Origin of the sequence: Chryseobacterium carnipullorum (assembly GCF_003815695.1) — a bacterium.
Taxonomy (GTDB): domain Bacteria; phylum Bacteroidota; class Bacteroidia; order Flavobacteriales; family Weeksellaceae; genus Chryseobacterium; species Chryseobacterium carnipullorum.
In genome coordinates this window covers 5,315,753-5,330,046 of record NZ_CP033920.1, presented here as the reverse complement: position 1 = coordinate 5,330,046, position 14,294 = coordinate 5,315,753, and the positions used below count along the sequence as shown (strand labels likewise).

The following is a 14,294-nucleotide window of genomic DNA, read 5'->3' as shown; positions in this document are numbered from 1 at the left end:
TGATTTGAATGATGATAAAAATTTTTAAGTTTTAAAGAACACTGTTGGATCATATAATAATGAACCCGATAACAGAGTCTGTTGCTTAATTGTTACCACTGGAAAATTGAATGATCAGCTTATTCATCAGCTAACTTGGTGAAACAGAGTTTTGACTTGGTAAAGAATAGAAAACGATACCTAAAGTTTTACTTACTTTGCAGTAAAGATTTGAAATCCGTGAAATTAGTTTTTAAAATACTGTTGATCTCTGTTCTTGCTGCCGGAAACTTCTGTACAGCACAGGATTCCACGCGGGTTACCCAAGCCTATAAATCTGCGGCTAAGCTTAAAAAAGCAGTAGACAATAATGATAATAAGGGCGTAGCCGACTCTTACGTAGGGATTGCCAGCGGTTATTACAATCAGGGAAATTATGCTAAAAGCGAAGAGTTTTTAGTTAAAGCCAGAAACATTTACAAAAACCTCAACGATAAAAAGAATCTGGAAGCTGTCACCCGGAAAATAGCCCAATCACAAGAGAAGCAGAATAAAATAACACCGGCTATCAGCAATTACAGCATGGCCGCTGAAATGAGCTACACTGAAAAAAGCAGGGCGGTGAATACTAATGATGCTGCGAGGCTTTCTTCTCCTACATCGGAGCAGAAGGTAGAGGCCATTCAGGATAACATCAATATAGGTCTGAAAGAAAAGGATAAAGGGGATCTAGCGGCGAGCTACAGCCAGATGGCCGATGTGAATATTCAGCAGAAAGACATTCCCAAAGCAGAAGAGAATTTGAATAATGCTTATAAAGTTTCCAAAAAAGCAGCCCCTCAGCAGGCTTTGGAAATCAATCAGAAGCTGACCAATTTTTATGTTGAAAACAGAAATTTTGAAAAAGCCATTGAAGCTAAAAAGAAAGTTCTGAAAGAAGATTTTGTCAAAGAGAATTCGCAGGAAAAAGTTAATCAGATTCAGGAGCTGGCAGATATTTATATTAAAAAAAATGATCCAAAAGAAGCGGCTACTTTATTAGAGAATGCCTACAAAATCGCTTTGGAAAAAGGACATACACTGGAAGCGCAGAAAAGTGTAAAAAGACTGGACAGTCTTTATGATAGAGCAGGTAATACAGATGCCTCAGTTTCGCTGTACAGAGATTTTCTGGGGAAACTTCCTGACCTTGTATCTAAAGACAGAAGTCTGGTAGACAATAAGATACTGGAAGATACCGAACAAAGGATTTCTCAGCTTGAAAAGGAAAAAGAACTGAAAGATGCACTTATCCATAAGAAAAATGTATTCAATTACAGTCTTATTGCGGTGCTGATTCTCCTTACCGGTCTGGTTATCTTTATTTTCAGAATGCTGAAAAAAGTTCAGATTAAAAATAAAAAAATCGCACTGCAGTCGCTACGCCGCGAAATGAATCCTCACTTTATCTTTAACAGCTTGAATAGCGTCAATCACTTTATTGCGACGAATAACGAGCTGGAAGCCAATCAGTATCTGACGAAGTTCTCAAAGCTGATGCGTGGTGTTATGGAGAACTCTGCCGAAGATTTCATCCCTTTCCAGCAGGAACTGGATCTGCTTCAGAATTATCTTGCATTAGAAAAAACACGTTTTGCAGATAAATTCGATTACGAAATTGAAGTAGATGAAAATCTCAATATGCATATCCTGAAAATTCCCGGTATGCTTGTTCAGCCTTTCCTTGAAAATGCAGTCTGGCACGGATTGCGTTACAGAAGTGATAAAGGATTTTTGAAGCTGAGTTTTGAAAAAGAAGACCAGCTCTTAAAGATCACGATCGAAGATAACGGAATTGGGATTGAAGAAAGCAAAAAACAGAAAACCCAGCACCAGAAGAGCAGGGAAGGTCGCGGAATGAAAAATACCCTGGAAAGGATTAAGCTGCTGAATGACCTGTATAAAAAAGAGATTCATTGTGTCATTATTGATAAGGAAAACAGTAATGGGGTGCTCGTTAATATTAAAATAAAACTAGGGTAAAGAACAAAAGATGAAGAAACATATATTAATCGGAATACTGATGTGCTCATGGGCAGGAATATTACACGCACAGGAAATCAATCTGACCCGTTTTGAGAATATAGTGAAGAGCTTAAAGCTTGATAAAACAAGGATCAAAGGAGAATTCTGTACCGAAAAGAAAATGCCGAACGCAGAAGATTCCTATATCGCTGTTCTCCCCATTCTTCAGGGAAAAGAAGAAGAAGATTTTTTCGTGGTCCGTAATTATATTGTCATTACAGATGAAAACGGAGCCATCAAAAACCAGTATGTCGATCCTGTGGGAATTACTTCAGATGCTATTATGCTGAGAAGTATAGCAATAGATACCGGATTGTATACCATCAGCAATGGAATTCGCGCCTTTGGTGTAAAAGTGAGCGTTCAAAATGGTAGCCAGCCCAATCCCTATTCCTCAGAAACGATCTCCCTGTATTATCCGGCGGGAAAAACACTAAAAAAAGTGTTGAATGAATTTGAATTAAGCAATTACAGTGCAGAATGGGATACCAGATGCACAGGCGAAGCTGAAGATAACCATTCTTTCATTATGATGGATAAAACAAAAACCAATAACTTCACGGATCTAAAAATCAAAACTATTTCTAATGCTAAAAATAGCAAGGAGGTCAATGGAGATTGTAAGGAAAATGAAACCTCAAAAACTTCCTACCGCATCTTAAAATTTAAAAACGGAAAATACCATTAACTGATTGACTCACCCAACACCTGCTCCTTTTTATCTGCAACCTCTAACCTGAAAAAAAATGAAAATAAAATCCGTAATTGTAGACGATGAGATTATTGCAAGAGAAGTTCTGAGAAACTACCTTACAAAATACTGTCCGCAGGTAGAAATCCTGGGCGAGGCTGAAAATATTAAAGAAGCCGTTCCGCTGATTGCCGAAAAGCAACCTCAGCTGGTTTTTCTGGATGTAGAAATGCCATTTGGAAATGCCTTTGATGTATTAGAAGCTACTAAAGAATTTTCTTACGAAACGATTTTTATCACCGCATTTTCACAATATTCGCTCCAGGCACTCAATAAATCCGCCAGTTATTATATTTTAAAACCAATTGATATTCAGGAGCTTATTTTGGCAGTGAATAAAGTAGCAGAGAGCCTTGAAAGTAAAGAAGAACTCAATAGAAATAAAATTCTCCTTGAAAATTTAAAATTAAAACCTGAAAAACAACAGCTGATCCTTCCCACACTGCAGGGATTCGATGTTGTCAAAACAGAAGATATCCTGAGGCTCCAGGCAGACGGAAACTTTACACAGGTTTGCCTCACCGACGGTTCAAAAAAGATGGTCTGCCGTTTCCTGAAACATTTTGATGACCTTCTGGAAAATCCATTTGTCAGAGTTCATCGTTCCCATATCATCAACATCAGATTTGTAAAATCCTATCATAAAAGTGGGACCATAATGCTTTCTGACAATACGGAAATTGAGGTCTCCGGTAGTTTCAAAGATCAATTCCTAAAGGTTTTTTCTTAGAATTTATTCTTTTTAAAAGCTTAAAGGCACTGTTTTTGAAGTTTTCATGGCAATCATTCAAATATATCCAACTATGAAAACGTTTAAGAAAATTGCTATTCCAGTAGCTTTAGGTGTTTTAGGCCTTATTGTTTACAGTTCATGTTCTACAGGAATTCCAAAAGGAGCAGCAGCTGTTACTAATTTTAACGCTAAGAAATATCTCGGAAAATGGTATGAAATTGCCCGTTTTGATTATAGATTCGAAAAAAATATGGACAATGTCACTGCCGAATATTCGGAGAACCCTGATGGTTCCATTCGTGTAGACAATAAAGGCTATGATTATATAAAAAAAGAGCACAAAGAATCGATCGGAGAAGCCCGATTCGTAAATGACAAAACGGAAGCCCGTCTTAAAGTTTCATTTTTCAAACCCATCTGGGCCGGCTATAATGTTATTGATATCGACGAAGATTATCAGTATGCATTAGTTGCAGGAAGCAGCTTGAAATACTTATGGATCTTGTCAAGAACACCCTCTATTCCGGATAGTATTAAGCAACGTTTTATTGAAAAAGCAAAAAAAATCGGCTATAATACCGATGAGCTGATCTGGGTGAAACATAATTAGGCCTTGATAGAGTCAGGAATCAAGATTCTTGATGAAAGATATCAGATATTAGACGTCAGATATTAGATATCAGATGTCAGACATAACATCAAACATTCAAATAGTATTACTGGTGGCTGAGGTACCCGAAGCCACCAGATATTTTTCTGATTCAATATTTCAATGTCAGGCTTCAGATTATTTAAATGGTATTTTTAGTTACTGCCAACCAGCAACTTTTTTTCACACACTCAAATCCCTGCAAACTCTTTCCACTCTTCAAAACGCTGATCAACAAGCGGTTTTATAAGATCATAGTTTTCATAGGTATCTTCTACATGGTAGAAAGATTCGTATTCAAAATCATTTTCTTCTGCTTTTCTGTCAAAAGTTTCTGAGTAATCATCTGCAAAAGAACTGAGTTTCTTCCCAAATGCTGTATCATCATTATAGTAAGCCTTCGCAAAACCATTGCCCTGAGTATTGAGATCATACTCGCTCAACTTTTCATCGCATACATCAATCAGGAATTCTCCTCCTGTCATTTCCCGTCTTTTCACCCTTTGGATCTCATCTGTAGAATCTTCCGCCAATTCTTCAGAGATCAGATCGTTGTTGATACACCAAGCCAGAAACATTCCGATATGGGTCGCTGCATTTTCATCAGGTAAATTTTCCGGATATTCTCCGCCATAGTGCCAGGAAGCATCATCATATTTTGCCATCGCCGAATAATTATAGTTTTAAACAGTATCAGCCAAAGATAGAAAAAATCATTTTATGTTGTCGCAGCCGTAGATTTTCCCGTCATTTGCAGGAGATTTTCTTTCAAGAATTTATATATGGAAAAAGCAGTTCTGATTACTATCGGTGACGAAATCCTTTCCGGAAACACCGTTGATACCAATTCTAATTTTATTGCCACTGAACTTAAAAATATAGGCATACAGGTTATACAGATTTTCACAATTTCAGATGAAATCGGGACCATTAAAAAAACTTTAAAGGCTGCTTTTGAGATAGGTGACCTGATCATCACCACTGGTGGCTTAGGGCCGACACGCGATGATAAAACCAAAAAAGCACTGGCCGAATATTTCAATGATGAAATTGCGCTTGATGAGGTGACCTTCAACCACCTTAAAAAATACATGGAAAGACGGGGCCGTACTGATATCCTTGAAAGAAACAGAGAGCAGGCCTTCGTTCCTACGAAATCTGTGGTTTTTCAAAATCATTTCGGGACTGCACCGTGCATGATGATGGAGCAGGACGGGAAATTATGTTTCAGCCTTCCCGGTGTTCCTTATGAAGTAAAACCACTGATCAGAGACCAGATTGTTCCGTATTTAAAAGAAAAATTCAACCTTTATTATATCTATACAAGAATTGTTTCTGTAGTGGGAATTCCAGAGAGTATTCTCGCAGATACCATTGAAGACTGGGAACTTGCACTTCCTGAAAACCTTTCATTGTCCTATCTTCCGGTAGGAACACGCGTAAAGCTCAGACTCACTGCCTCCGGAGATGATGAGTCTGCCCTGAAAAAGCAGGCTGAAGAGGAGATTCAAAAACTTCTTCCTTTGGTAAAAGACCATGTCATTGCAGTCACTGAAGATAAAATAGAGAAAATCCTTGCAGAAATTCTTATGGAAAGAAATCTGACCATTTCAACTGCAGAAAGCTGTACAGGCGGTGAGTTGGCAAAAATGATTACCTCCACTGCCGGAAGTTCAAAATATTTTATTGCAGGTATTATACCGTATGCCACAGAAAAGAAAATAGAGATTTTAAAAGTTTCTCAAGAGACCGTAGACGAGTTTACCGTAGTCAGTGAACAGGTGGCCAGCGAAATGGCAAAAGGTTGTCAGAGATTATTTGATACCGATATTTCCATTTCTACAACAGGAGTGGCAGGTCCCGGAAAGGGAGAAGATGGCAATGAGGTAGGAACTGTTTTCTACAGCATACGCATCAAAGATCACGAAGTGACTTCAAAATTGTATATGCCACATTTAGACAGACTTGATTTCATGAATTTTGTTTCACAGAAAATTATTCAGGATTTGGTAGGGCTTCTTATCAATAGATAACAACCAGGTATTTTTTAATTTTATTTTAATTAAAATGAATGCCCTTTTTCACGCTTTTTGAGATGTCTGTAATAAATTTCATAACGTGAAAGACTCAAAACAGATTTTTCAGACTGACAGTAAAAAACGCTGGAGAAGCGTACAGTGGGGAAGTCGTATTTTTATTTTCGTGGCCGTATTGCTCATTCTTGCTTTAGGGGTGATGATGAAACTGGAAAAAAGCCCGAAAATTCCATTTAAAGAAGATTATAAAGCAGTAATTACCGCCAGTAAGCCTTATCTTCAGGAAAATAAAATATCCAAAGAATATAAAGGTTTCAGAAGTTTTATTTCTGAAAAAACAATGCATACCAGTCTGGCTAAAATCCAGCAGGCAAGAGCCGAAAGGCTCAAAAACCAAAACAGAAACTGGTCCCAGTTTCCGGGTGGAATACGCTCGGCATTCTACGTAGCCTGGGACCCACAGTCACTGATGTCTCTGAAAAGAAATATCAGACACATCAACCTCGTTTTTCCCGAATGGTTTTTTCTCGATCCTAAAACAGGAGACTTAAAGACCAACATCGATCCTGAAGGCTACAAAATCATTAAAAGAACCGGAGTCGCAGCAATGCCAATTTTAAGTAATAATTCTGATCGTGAATTCCGTTCTGAAGGTCTTGGGAAAGTCCTGAAAGATCCTCAAAGAAGAACAAACCTTATCCAGAAACTTACCCGGCAATGTCAGAAATTCCATTTTAAAGGAATCAACATTGACTTTGAAGATATGAACCTGGATTCTGATGAATATCTTATCGCCTTCATGAAGGAACTTTCAGAAACTTTCAAACAGAACAAACTGCTGGTTACCATGGATATTATGACGGATAATGATGACTATAATATCCAAAAACTCAATCCTTATGTAGATTACTTCATCCTGATGGCCTATGATGAATATGCCGCAGACAGTGATTCGGGGCCCGTTTCTTCACAAAAATGGGTTGAAGCACAGACTGAAAAAATCCTGAAAAAAACATCTCCTGAAAAAATAATTCTGGGATTGGGTGCCTACGGATATGACTGGAGTACCAATAAAGATGACAATACCTCCGTTACTTATATGCAGGCTATTACAAAAGCCAGCGCGAGTAAAGCAGTTATTAATTTTGATGATAATACATTCAATTTAAATTACTCCTACACAGATTCTAAAAACAATACCCACACGGTATTCTTCAACGATGCGGCTTCCATTTTCAATACCATGCGTTTCTCCTCTGAATATCCTTTGGCAGGAACTGCAGTTTGGAGATTGGGTAGTGAAGACAGCAGAATCTGGAATTTCTATGATAAAGATCTCTCATCCGCCGGTCTTCCTGCGTTTAATTTAAAAACTTTAGAAAACGTAAAAGGGCAGACCATGGTAGACTACATCGGAGACGGAGAAATACTGGATGTTCTGAATACTCCTCATGACGGAAAAATTGCCCTGGAAATAGATCCGAAAGAGAAAATAATCACAGACGAAAACTATATCACCTATCCAAGTTCTTACGAAGTGAAAAAATATGGGGAAGCACCCCAGAAAGAGCTGGTCCTGACCTTTGATGACGGTCCGGATGAAACCTATACTCCGCAAATTCTCGATATTCTGTCAAAATATCATGTGCCTGCCGCATTTTTTCTTGTAGGACTTAATGCCGAAAGAAATCTTCCATTGGTTAAAAGGATATACCGTGAAGGTCATGAGATCGGCAACCATACCTTTACCCACGAAAACGTAGCGAAAGTAAGTCCCGAAAGAGCACTGCTTGAAATGAAACTCACAAGACTGCTTATTGAATGTGTAACAGGTCACAGTACTATTCTGTTCAGAGCACCTTATAACGCAGACTCCGAACCTACCACTTCTGAAGAAATCATACCTGTGGCCCTTGCAAGACAGCAAAATTATCTCGACATCGGAGAAAGCATTGATCCAGAAGACTGGCAGCCAGGAATAAAATCAGATGAAATCATCAAGCGCGTACTGGCAGGGATCAAACAGGAACGGGGAAATATTATTCTTCTGCACGATGCCGGAGGAGATACCAGAGAAGAGACCGTTAAAGCCCTTAAAATTTTAATTCCGATGCTTCAGAAGCAAGGCTATCACTTTACGAACCTTTCCAGCATTCTGCATAAAAACAAAAATGTACTGATGCCGGAAGTTCCTAAAACTAGATCGTATTATGTGATGCAGCTCAATTTGGTTCTGGCTACAGCAATCTACGGATTAAGTCATTTTCTGGTGGCACTTTTTACCCTCTTTATTGGCTTAGGTCTTATTAGATTGATGTTCATGATGTATTGGGCTTTTAAAGAAAGAAAAAGAGAAAAGTTGCTGGGCGATTTTCCTGCTTTTGAAAACTATCCGAAAGTATCCATCATTGTTCCTGCTTATAATGAAGAAGTGAATATTATTTCTTCCCTGAATAATTTATTGAAACAAACTTATCCGAATTACGATATCATTATGGTGGATGATGGAAGTAAAGATTCAACGTATGAAAAAGCAAATGAAGCATTCTCAAACCATCCTAAAATGAAGATTTTCACCAAATCAAATGGTGGAAAAGCAACCGCCCTGAACTTCGGAATTTCCCAAACTGATGCGGAATATGTAGTCTGCATTGATGCGGATACCCAACTTCAACAGGATGCGGTAAAATATCTGATTGCAAGATTTTTAAACTCAGATCCTGAGGAAAAGATAGCCGCCGTTGCAGGTAATGTAAAGGTAGGAAACACGGTAAACTGGCTCACCAGATGGCAATCGATAGAATATACTACCAGTCAGAATTTCGACAGGTTGGCTTATGCTCATATCAATGCTATTACAGTGATTCCGGGGGCAATCGGAGCATTCAAAAAATCAGTGATCACTCAAGCGGGAGGCTATTCTTCCGATACGCTGGCAGAAGACTGTGACATTACAGTAAAGATTTTAAAAGCCGGATATACCGTTGCTAATGAAAACAGAGCTGTTGCAGTAACTGAAGCGCCTGAAAGCGTAAAACAATTTTTAAAACAACGATTCCGCTGGACCTATGGGATTATGCAGATGTTCTGGAAACAACGCCAGACCTTCCTCAATCCGAAATATAAGGGACTTGGTCTTTGGGCGATGCCGAATATTTTACTGTTTCAATACATCATTCCTTTCTTTTCACCTTTGGCGGATGTGATTATGTTCTTTGGAATTTTATCAGGAAATGGCGGAAAAATATTAACGTATTACCTGATCTTCCTTCTGGTAGATGCTTCCCTGGCACTGGCGGCATTTATTATGCAGCGGGAAAAACTAACGGGCTTGCTCTATGTGATTCCGCAACGTTTCGGATACCGATGGTTGATGTATATCGTGTTATTCAGAAGTTTAAGAAAAGCTTTGAAAGGGGAAATGCAGGCATGGGGATTTTTAAAAAGAACCGGAAATGTAAAAGAGATGGCAACTTCCTGATATTTGTTTAAATTTGTTATTTATAAAAAGTAACAAATCATAAAAAAAAGAGACCTATACTATAAATTTGCTATCATAATGAAAAAACTAACGCTTTCTTTGTTTTTATTGGCAGGTGTTTGTTCACTTAATACCGTGAACGGACAGTCTAAAGCCGTGAAAACAGCAGTTAACAGCACCGATAAAGGCTTAGATATGAGCCTTATGGATACTTCTGTACGTCCGCAGGATGATTTTTATAACTACGTAAGTGGAACTTGGATGAAAACAGCCAAAATTCCATCCGATAAGCCAACTTGGGGTAGTTTCAACAAACTGGCTGAAGATACAGACAACAACTCCATGACTATTTTAAACTCTCTTCTGAAAGATAAATTTGCCGACGGAAGTGAAGGGAAAAAAATTCAGGATCTGTATGCTTCTTACATGAATATGGAGAAGAGAAATGCAGATGGGATCAAACCTATTCAGGCTAACCTGAATAAAATTGATGCGATTAAAAATCTTGCCGATCTTCAGAACTATTTGATTTCTGTAACGAAAGACGGAGAAAATACGTTATACGGATGGGGTGTGGATGCAGATCTTAAAGACTCTAAAATGAATGCCGTTTACTTAGGAGATGCTTCTTTAGGTTTAGGAAGAGACTACTATCAGAAGGTCAACGAAAAAAATACAGAAGCTATTGCTGAATATCAGAAATATGTAGCCTCTATGTTGACTGAGTTAGGGTATAAAAATGCTGATGCAGCGGCAAAAGGAATCGTAGATTACGAAAAAAGCATTGCACAGACTTATCTTACCAACGAGCAGAGCCGTGATAACACGCTTCAGTACAACCCACGAACAATGGCTGAGCTTTCAACACTGGTAAAAGGGGTTGATATTCCTGCTTATCTTAAAAAAGTAGGGGTCAATACAGATAAAGTAATCATTGGAGAAATCGGTTATTATAAAAACTTTGATAAATTAGTCAATGCTCAGAATCTTCCTGTCATCAAGGATTATTTAAAATTCCACATGATTCACGGAAGTGCTTCTTACTTAAGTGAGAAACTGGGGAATATGAGATTTGGTTTCTATGGTAAATATTTAAGAGGCCAGCAGGAGCAGAGAGCATTGAACAAAAGAGGCTTTGAGCTTATCAATGGTTCTCTTGGTGAGGCTTTCGGTAAATTATACGTTGAAAAATACTTCCCGGCTGAAGCAAAAGCTCAGATGGTGGAATTGATCGACTATTTAAAGAAAAGTTTCGCTGTTCACATCAACAACTTAGCATGGATGTCTTCTACAACGAAAGAAAAAGCAATGACTAAACTGAACAAGTTTACTGTAAAAGTTGCTTATCCGGACAAGTGGAAAGACTACTCAAAATTAGAGATCATTCCTGAAGCTAAAGGTGGAACTTTATACAAAAACCTTCAGAACATCAGCGAATGGCAGTACAATAAAGATTTAGCAAAAATTGGAAAAGCTGTTGATAAGACAGAATGGGGAATGACGCCACAAACGGTTAATGCTTATTATAACCCGGTAAACAACGAAATAGTGTTCCCGGCTGCCATCCTTCAGCCTCCTTTCTTCAATCCTAAAGCTGATGCTGCCGTGAATTTCGGAGGAATCGGAGCCGTTATCGGTCATGAAATGAGCCACGGATTTGATGATTCAGGTGCTCAGTTTGACGCAGACGGAAACCTGGTAGACTGGTGGACGCCGGAAGATAAAGCCAACTTCGAGAAAGCAACAAAAGCTCTTGCCGCTCAGTATGACAAATACGAGCCGGTAAAAGGAACGTTCGTAAACGGTACTTTTACCAATGGTGAAAATATCGCTGACTTGGGTGGAGTAAACATTGCTTACGATGCCCTTCAGATGTACCTGAAAGATAAAGGAAATCCAGGGAAAATCAGTGGATTCTCTCAGGATCAGAGATTCTTCTTAAGCTGGGCAACCGTTTGGAGAACTTTATCAAGTGAGAAATATATGGTGAATCAGGTTAAAACTGACCCGCATTCTCCGGGATACTTCAGAAGTTTTGGTCCATTGATCAACGTTGACGCATTCTACAAAGCATTCGATGTGAAAAAAGGAGACAAACTATACAAAACGCCGGAAGAAAGAATTAAAATCTGGTAAAAATAAAAGGCCGCTCAGCAATGAGCGGTTTTTGTTTTTTAGGTAGGAGGTGATAGGTGTTGGGAGTTATAGATTAGGATCGGAAGAACGATAATTGTAATAACAACTTCCATCATTTCCCTTTTCCGGAGAGGTGGCGAAAATTCAAAGAATTTTTGCCCGGGTTGTTTCCCCATAAATCTCAACTTCGTTTATATTTCCAAAAGATATCCTATAAACTTTAAATTTTTAATCAAATCATCAATTTCCCACTTCATATATCAATTATCATTAATCATATATTGTTAAAGTTTGTATATTTGGTAAGTTTGTATACAATCAAAATTTTTTTTAATGAAAAAGCTAAATATTGGAATACTTGCCCTTTCCGGCATTGTATTTTTAAACTCATGCGGAACGGCTAAAACTGCTGGTACAGAAACCAAATCTGAAACTACGGCTGTCGTTGCAGAACCTATGAAAGAAGAAGCAAAAGAAGAGGGAATCAATTTATCGTATATGGATAAAAGCGTTCGCCCGCAGGATGACTTTTTTAGCTATGTGAATGGAAATTGGGTGAAAACTACTCAGATCCCTTCAGATAAAGCTAGCTGGGGTTCTTTCAATGCGTTGAGAGAAAATGTGGATGATGCTTCGTTGGATATTTTGAATAAAATTTTATCCGAAAATTATGCTGAAGGCTCAGAAGGGCAGAAGATCCAGAATCTGTACGCATCTTTCATGGATGTAAACAAAAGAAACGCAGAAGGACTGGCTCCGATCAAAGGAGATCTCGCAAAAATTGATGCCATCAAAAACCTTAATGACCTGCAGAAATACCTTCTTGAAGCAACAAAATTAGGCGACAATTCATTCTACGGATGGAGAGTAAGCGCAGATATGAAGAATTCTAAAATGAATGCAGTATATCTTGGTGGTCCTGATCTTGGATTAGGAAGAGATTACTATCAGAAAGTCAATGAAGCCAACACCAAAACTCTAGCAGAATACCAGACTTATGTAGGGAAGCTGTTCGGAGTTTTAGGAAATAAAAATGCAGGACAGGCTGCACAGAATGTAGTGACCTTTGAAAAGCAACTGGCTAATTATCTGTTGACTCTTGAGCAAAACAGAGATGCCAACTTGCGATACAATCCAAAGAATGTAACTGAACTTTCAGGACTCGTTAAAAATGTCAATCTGGCAAAATATCTTAAGGAGGCAGGCGTAAATACAGATAAAGTAATTATCGGCGAACTGAAATATTACCAGAATATGGATCAGTTCATCACTGAAAAGAACCTTCCGCTTCTGAAAGATTACCTGAAATATCATTTAATTAATGGCAACGCCAGCAACCTGAATGACAGTCTGGAGCAGATCAGATTTGATTTCTATTCAAAATACCTTCAGGGCCAGAAAGAGCAGCGTCCTATGGACAAAAGAGGACTAGCTCTTGTAAACGGAGTTCTTGGGGAAGCTTTCGGTAAATTATATGTTGAAAAATATTTCACACCTGAAGCAAAAGCTCAGATGGAGACCTATATTGACTACATCTTAAAATCATTCAAAACCCACATCAATGATATGGACTGGATGTCTCCGGCTACCAAAGTGAAAGCTCAGGAAAAACTGTCTAAATTCACCGTAAAGATCGCTTATCCTGACAAATGGAAAGATTATACCCAATTAAAAGTGGAATCTCCAAAACAGGGGGCAACGTTGTATTCCAATCTTCAGAACGTATCTGCATGGCAGTATCAGAGAAGTCTTGATAAAGTAGGAAAACCGGTAGACAAAACAGAATGGGGAATGTCTCCACAGACTGTGAACGCGTATTACAGCGGATCAAATAATGAGATTGTTTTCCCAGCAGCTATCCTTCAACCTCCTTTCTATAACCCTAAAGCAGATGCAGCGGTCAACTTCGGAGGGATCGGAGCCGTTATCGGTCACGAGATCTCTCACGGATTTGATGACAGTGGTTCCCGTTTTGACGGTGATGGAAACCTTAACAACTGGTGGACAGACGAAGATCGTAAGAACTTCGACGCTAAAGTAGGACAGCTGGCAGCTCAGTACAGCGCTTATGAACCGGTAAAAGGAAGTTTTGTCAACGGTAAATTTACAAGCGGTGAAAACATCGGTGACCTTGGTGGAGTAGCAGTGGCTTATGATGCTCTTCAGATGTACTTAAAAGATAAAGGAAATCCGGGGAAAATCAGTGGATTCACTCAGGATCAGAGATTCTTTATGAGCTGGGCTACGGTATGGAGAACAAAAGCTACCGACCAGTATATGATCAACCAGGTGAAGACAGATCCACACTCTCCGGGAGTGTTCAGGGCATTTGGTCCACTGGTAAATCAGGATGCCTTCAACAAAGCATTCGATATCAAGCCTGGTGACAAAATGTACAAAGCGCCTCAGGACAGAATAAAAATTTGGTAGAACAACCAAAAATTGTTAGAAAAGAAAGAATCCGT

Annotated in this window: 9 protein-coding genes; 8 read left to right on the top strand and 1 reads right to left on the bottom strand. The window is 38.7% G+C overall.

The genetic code is table 11. The features are described from left to right. Positions 1-219 precede the first annotated feature (219 nt). The 4 genes from EG346_RS24065 to EG346_RS24050 all read left to right on the top strand — a co-directional run bounded on the left by EG346_RS24065 (position 220) and on the right by EG346_RS24050 (position 4,137). Positions 220-2,001 carry a tetratricopeptide repeat-containing sensor histidine kinase gene (locus EG346_RS24065; protein WP_228426413.1) on the top strand — a complete coding sequence of 594 codons (1,782 nt, stop codon included), beginning with the start codon at positions 220-222 and terminating at the stop codon, positions 1,999-2,001. 10 nt (positions 2,002-2,011) lie between these two features. Next, positions 2,012-2,731 (top strand): PA3715 family protein, encoded by a 720-nt coding sequence (locus EG346_RS24060; protein WP_123882436.1) that lies wholly within the window; start codon positions 2,012-2,014, stop codon positions 2,729-2,731. A 58-nt stretch (positions 2,732-2,789) separates the two neighbouring features. Next, the gene (locus EG346_RS24055) at positions 2,790-3,524 is read left to right on the top strand and encodes a LytR/AlgR family response regulator transcription factor (RefSeq protein ID WP_123882434.1); all 735 of its coding nucleotides are present in this window, start codon (positions 2,790-2,792) and stop codon (positions 3,522-3,524) included. 73 nt (positions 3,525-3,597) lie between these two features. Next, positions 3,598-4,137 (top strand): lipocalin family protein, encoded by a 540-nt coding sequence (locus tag EG346_RS24050; RefSeq protein ID WP_073335388.1) that lies wholly within the window; start codon positions 3,598-3,600, stop codon positions 4,135-4,137. Between the two features lie 230 nt (positions 4,138-4,367). On the opposite strand, the gene EG346_RS24045 is transcribed toward EG346_RS24050, so the two are convergent. After that, positions 4,368-4,841 carry a DUF7832 domain-containing protein gene (locus EG346_RS24045; RefSeq protein ID WP_123882432.1) on the bottom strand — a complete coding sequence of 158 codons (474 nt, stop codon included), beginning with the start codon at positions 4,839-4,841 and terminating at the stop codon, positions 4,368-4,370. 117 nt (positions 4,842-4,958) lie between these two features. Between EG346_RS24045 and EG346_RS24040 the strand changes: the two genes are divergently transcribed. From EG346_RS24040 to EG346_RS24025, 4 genes are all read left to right on the top strand, one after another. Next, positions 4,959-6,209 carry a CinA family nicotinamide mononucleotide deamidase-related protein gene (locus EG346_RS24040; protein WP_123882430.1) on the top strand — a complete coding sequence of 417 codons (1,251 nt, stop codon included), beginning with the start codon at positions 4,959-4,961 and terminating at the stop codon, positions 6,207-6,209. Between the two features lie 85 nt (positions 6,210-6,294). Next, the gene (locus EG346_RS24035) at positions 6,295-9,693 is read left to right on the top strand and encodes a trifunctional glycoside hydrolase family 18/polysaccharide deacetylase/glycosyltransferase family 2 protein (RefSeq protein WP_123882428.1); all 3,399 of its coding nucleotides are present in this window, start codon (positions 6,295-6,297) and stop codon (positions 9,691-9,693) included. Positions 9,694-9,771: 78 nt separating this feature from the next. Then, on the top strand, positions 9,772-11,829 hold the full coding sequence (locus EG346_RS24030) for a M13 family metallopeptidase (protein ID WP_123882426.1): 2,058 nt from the start codon (positions 9,772-9,774) through the stop codon (positions 11,827-11,829). 333 nt (positions 11,830-12,162) lie between these two features. Beyond that, positions 12,163-14,259, top strand: coding sequence for a M13 family metallopeptidase (locus EG346_RS24025; RefSeq protein WP_073335383.1), 2,097 nt, complete (start codon positions 12,163-12,165; stop codon positions 14,257-14,259). The last annotated feature ends 35 nt before the right edge of the window (positions 14,260-14,294 follow it).

What these genes read in the sequence shown, in the direction of transcription:
- EG346_RS24060 (WP_123882436.1), top strand. Translation starts at nt 2,012, where the DNA reads ATGAAGAAACATATATTAATCGGAATACTGATGTGCTCATGGGCAGGA.
- EG346_RS24055 (WP_123882434.1), top strand. Translation starts at nt 2,790, where the DNA reads ATGAAAATAAAATCCGTAATTGTAGACGATGAGATTATTGCAAGAGAA.
- EG346_RS24050 (WP_073335388.1), top strand. Translation starts at nt 3,598, where the DNA reads ATGAAAACGTTTAAGAAAATTGCTATTCCAGTAGCTTTAGGTGTTTTA.
- EG346_RS24045 (WP_123882432.1), bottom strand. Translation starts at nt 4,841, where the DNA reads ATGGCAAAATATGATGATGCTTCCTGGCACTATGGCGGAGAATATCCG.
- EG346_RS24040 (WP_123882430.1), top strand. Translation starts at nt 4,959, where the DNA reads ATGGAAAAAGCAGTTCTGATTACTATCGGTGACGAAATCCTTTCCGGA.
- EG346_RS24030 (WP_123882426.1), top strand. Translation starts at nt 9,772, where the DNA reads ATGAAAAAACTAACGCTTTCTTTGTTTTTATTGGCAGGTGTTTGTTCA.
- EG346_RS24025 (WP_073335383.1), top strand. Translation starts at nt 12,163, where the DNA reads ATGAAAAAGCTAAATATTGGAATACTTGCCCTTTCCGGCATTGTATTT.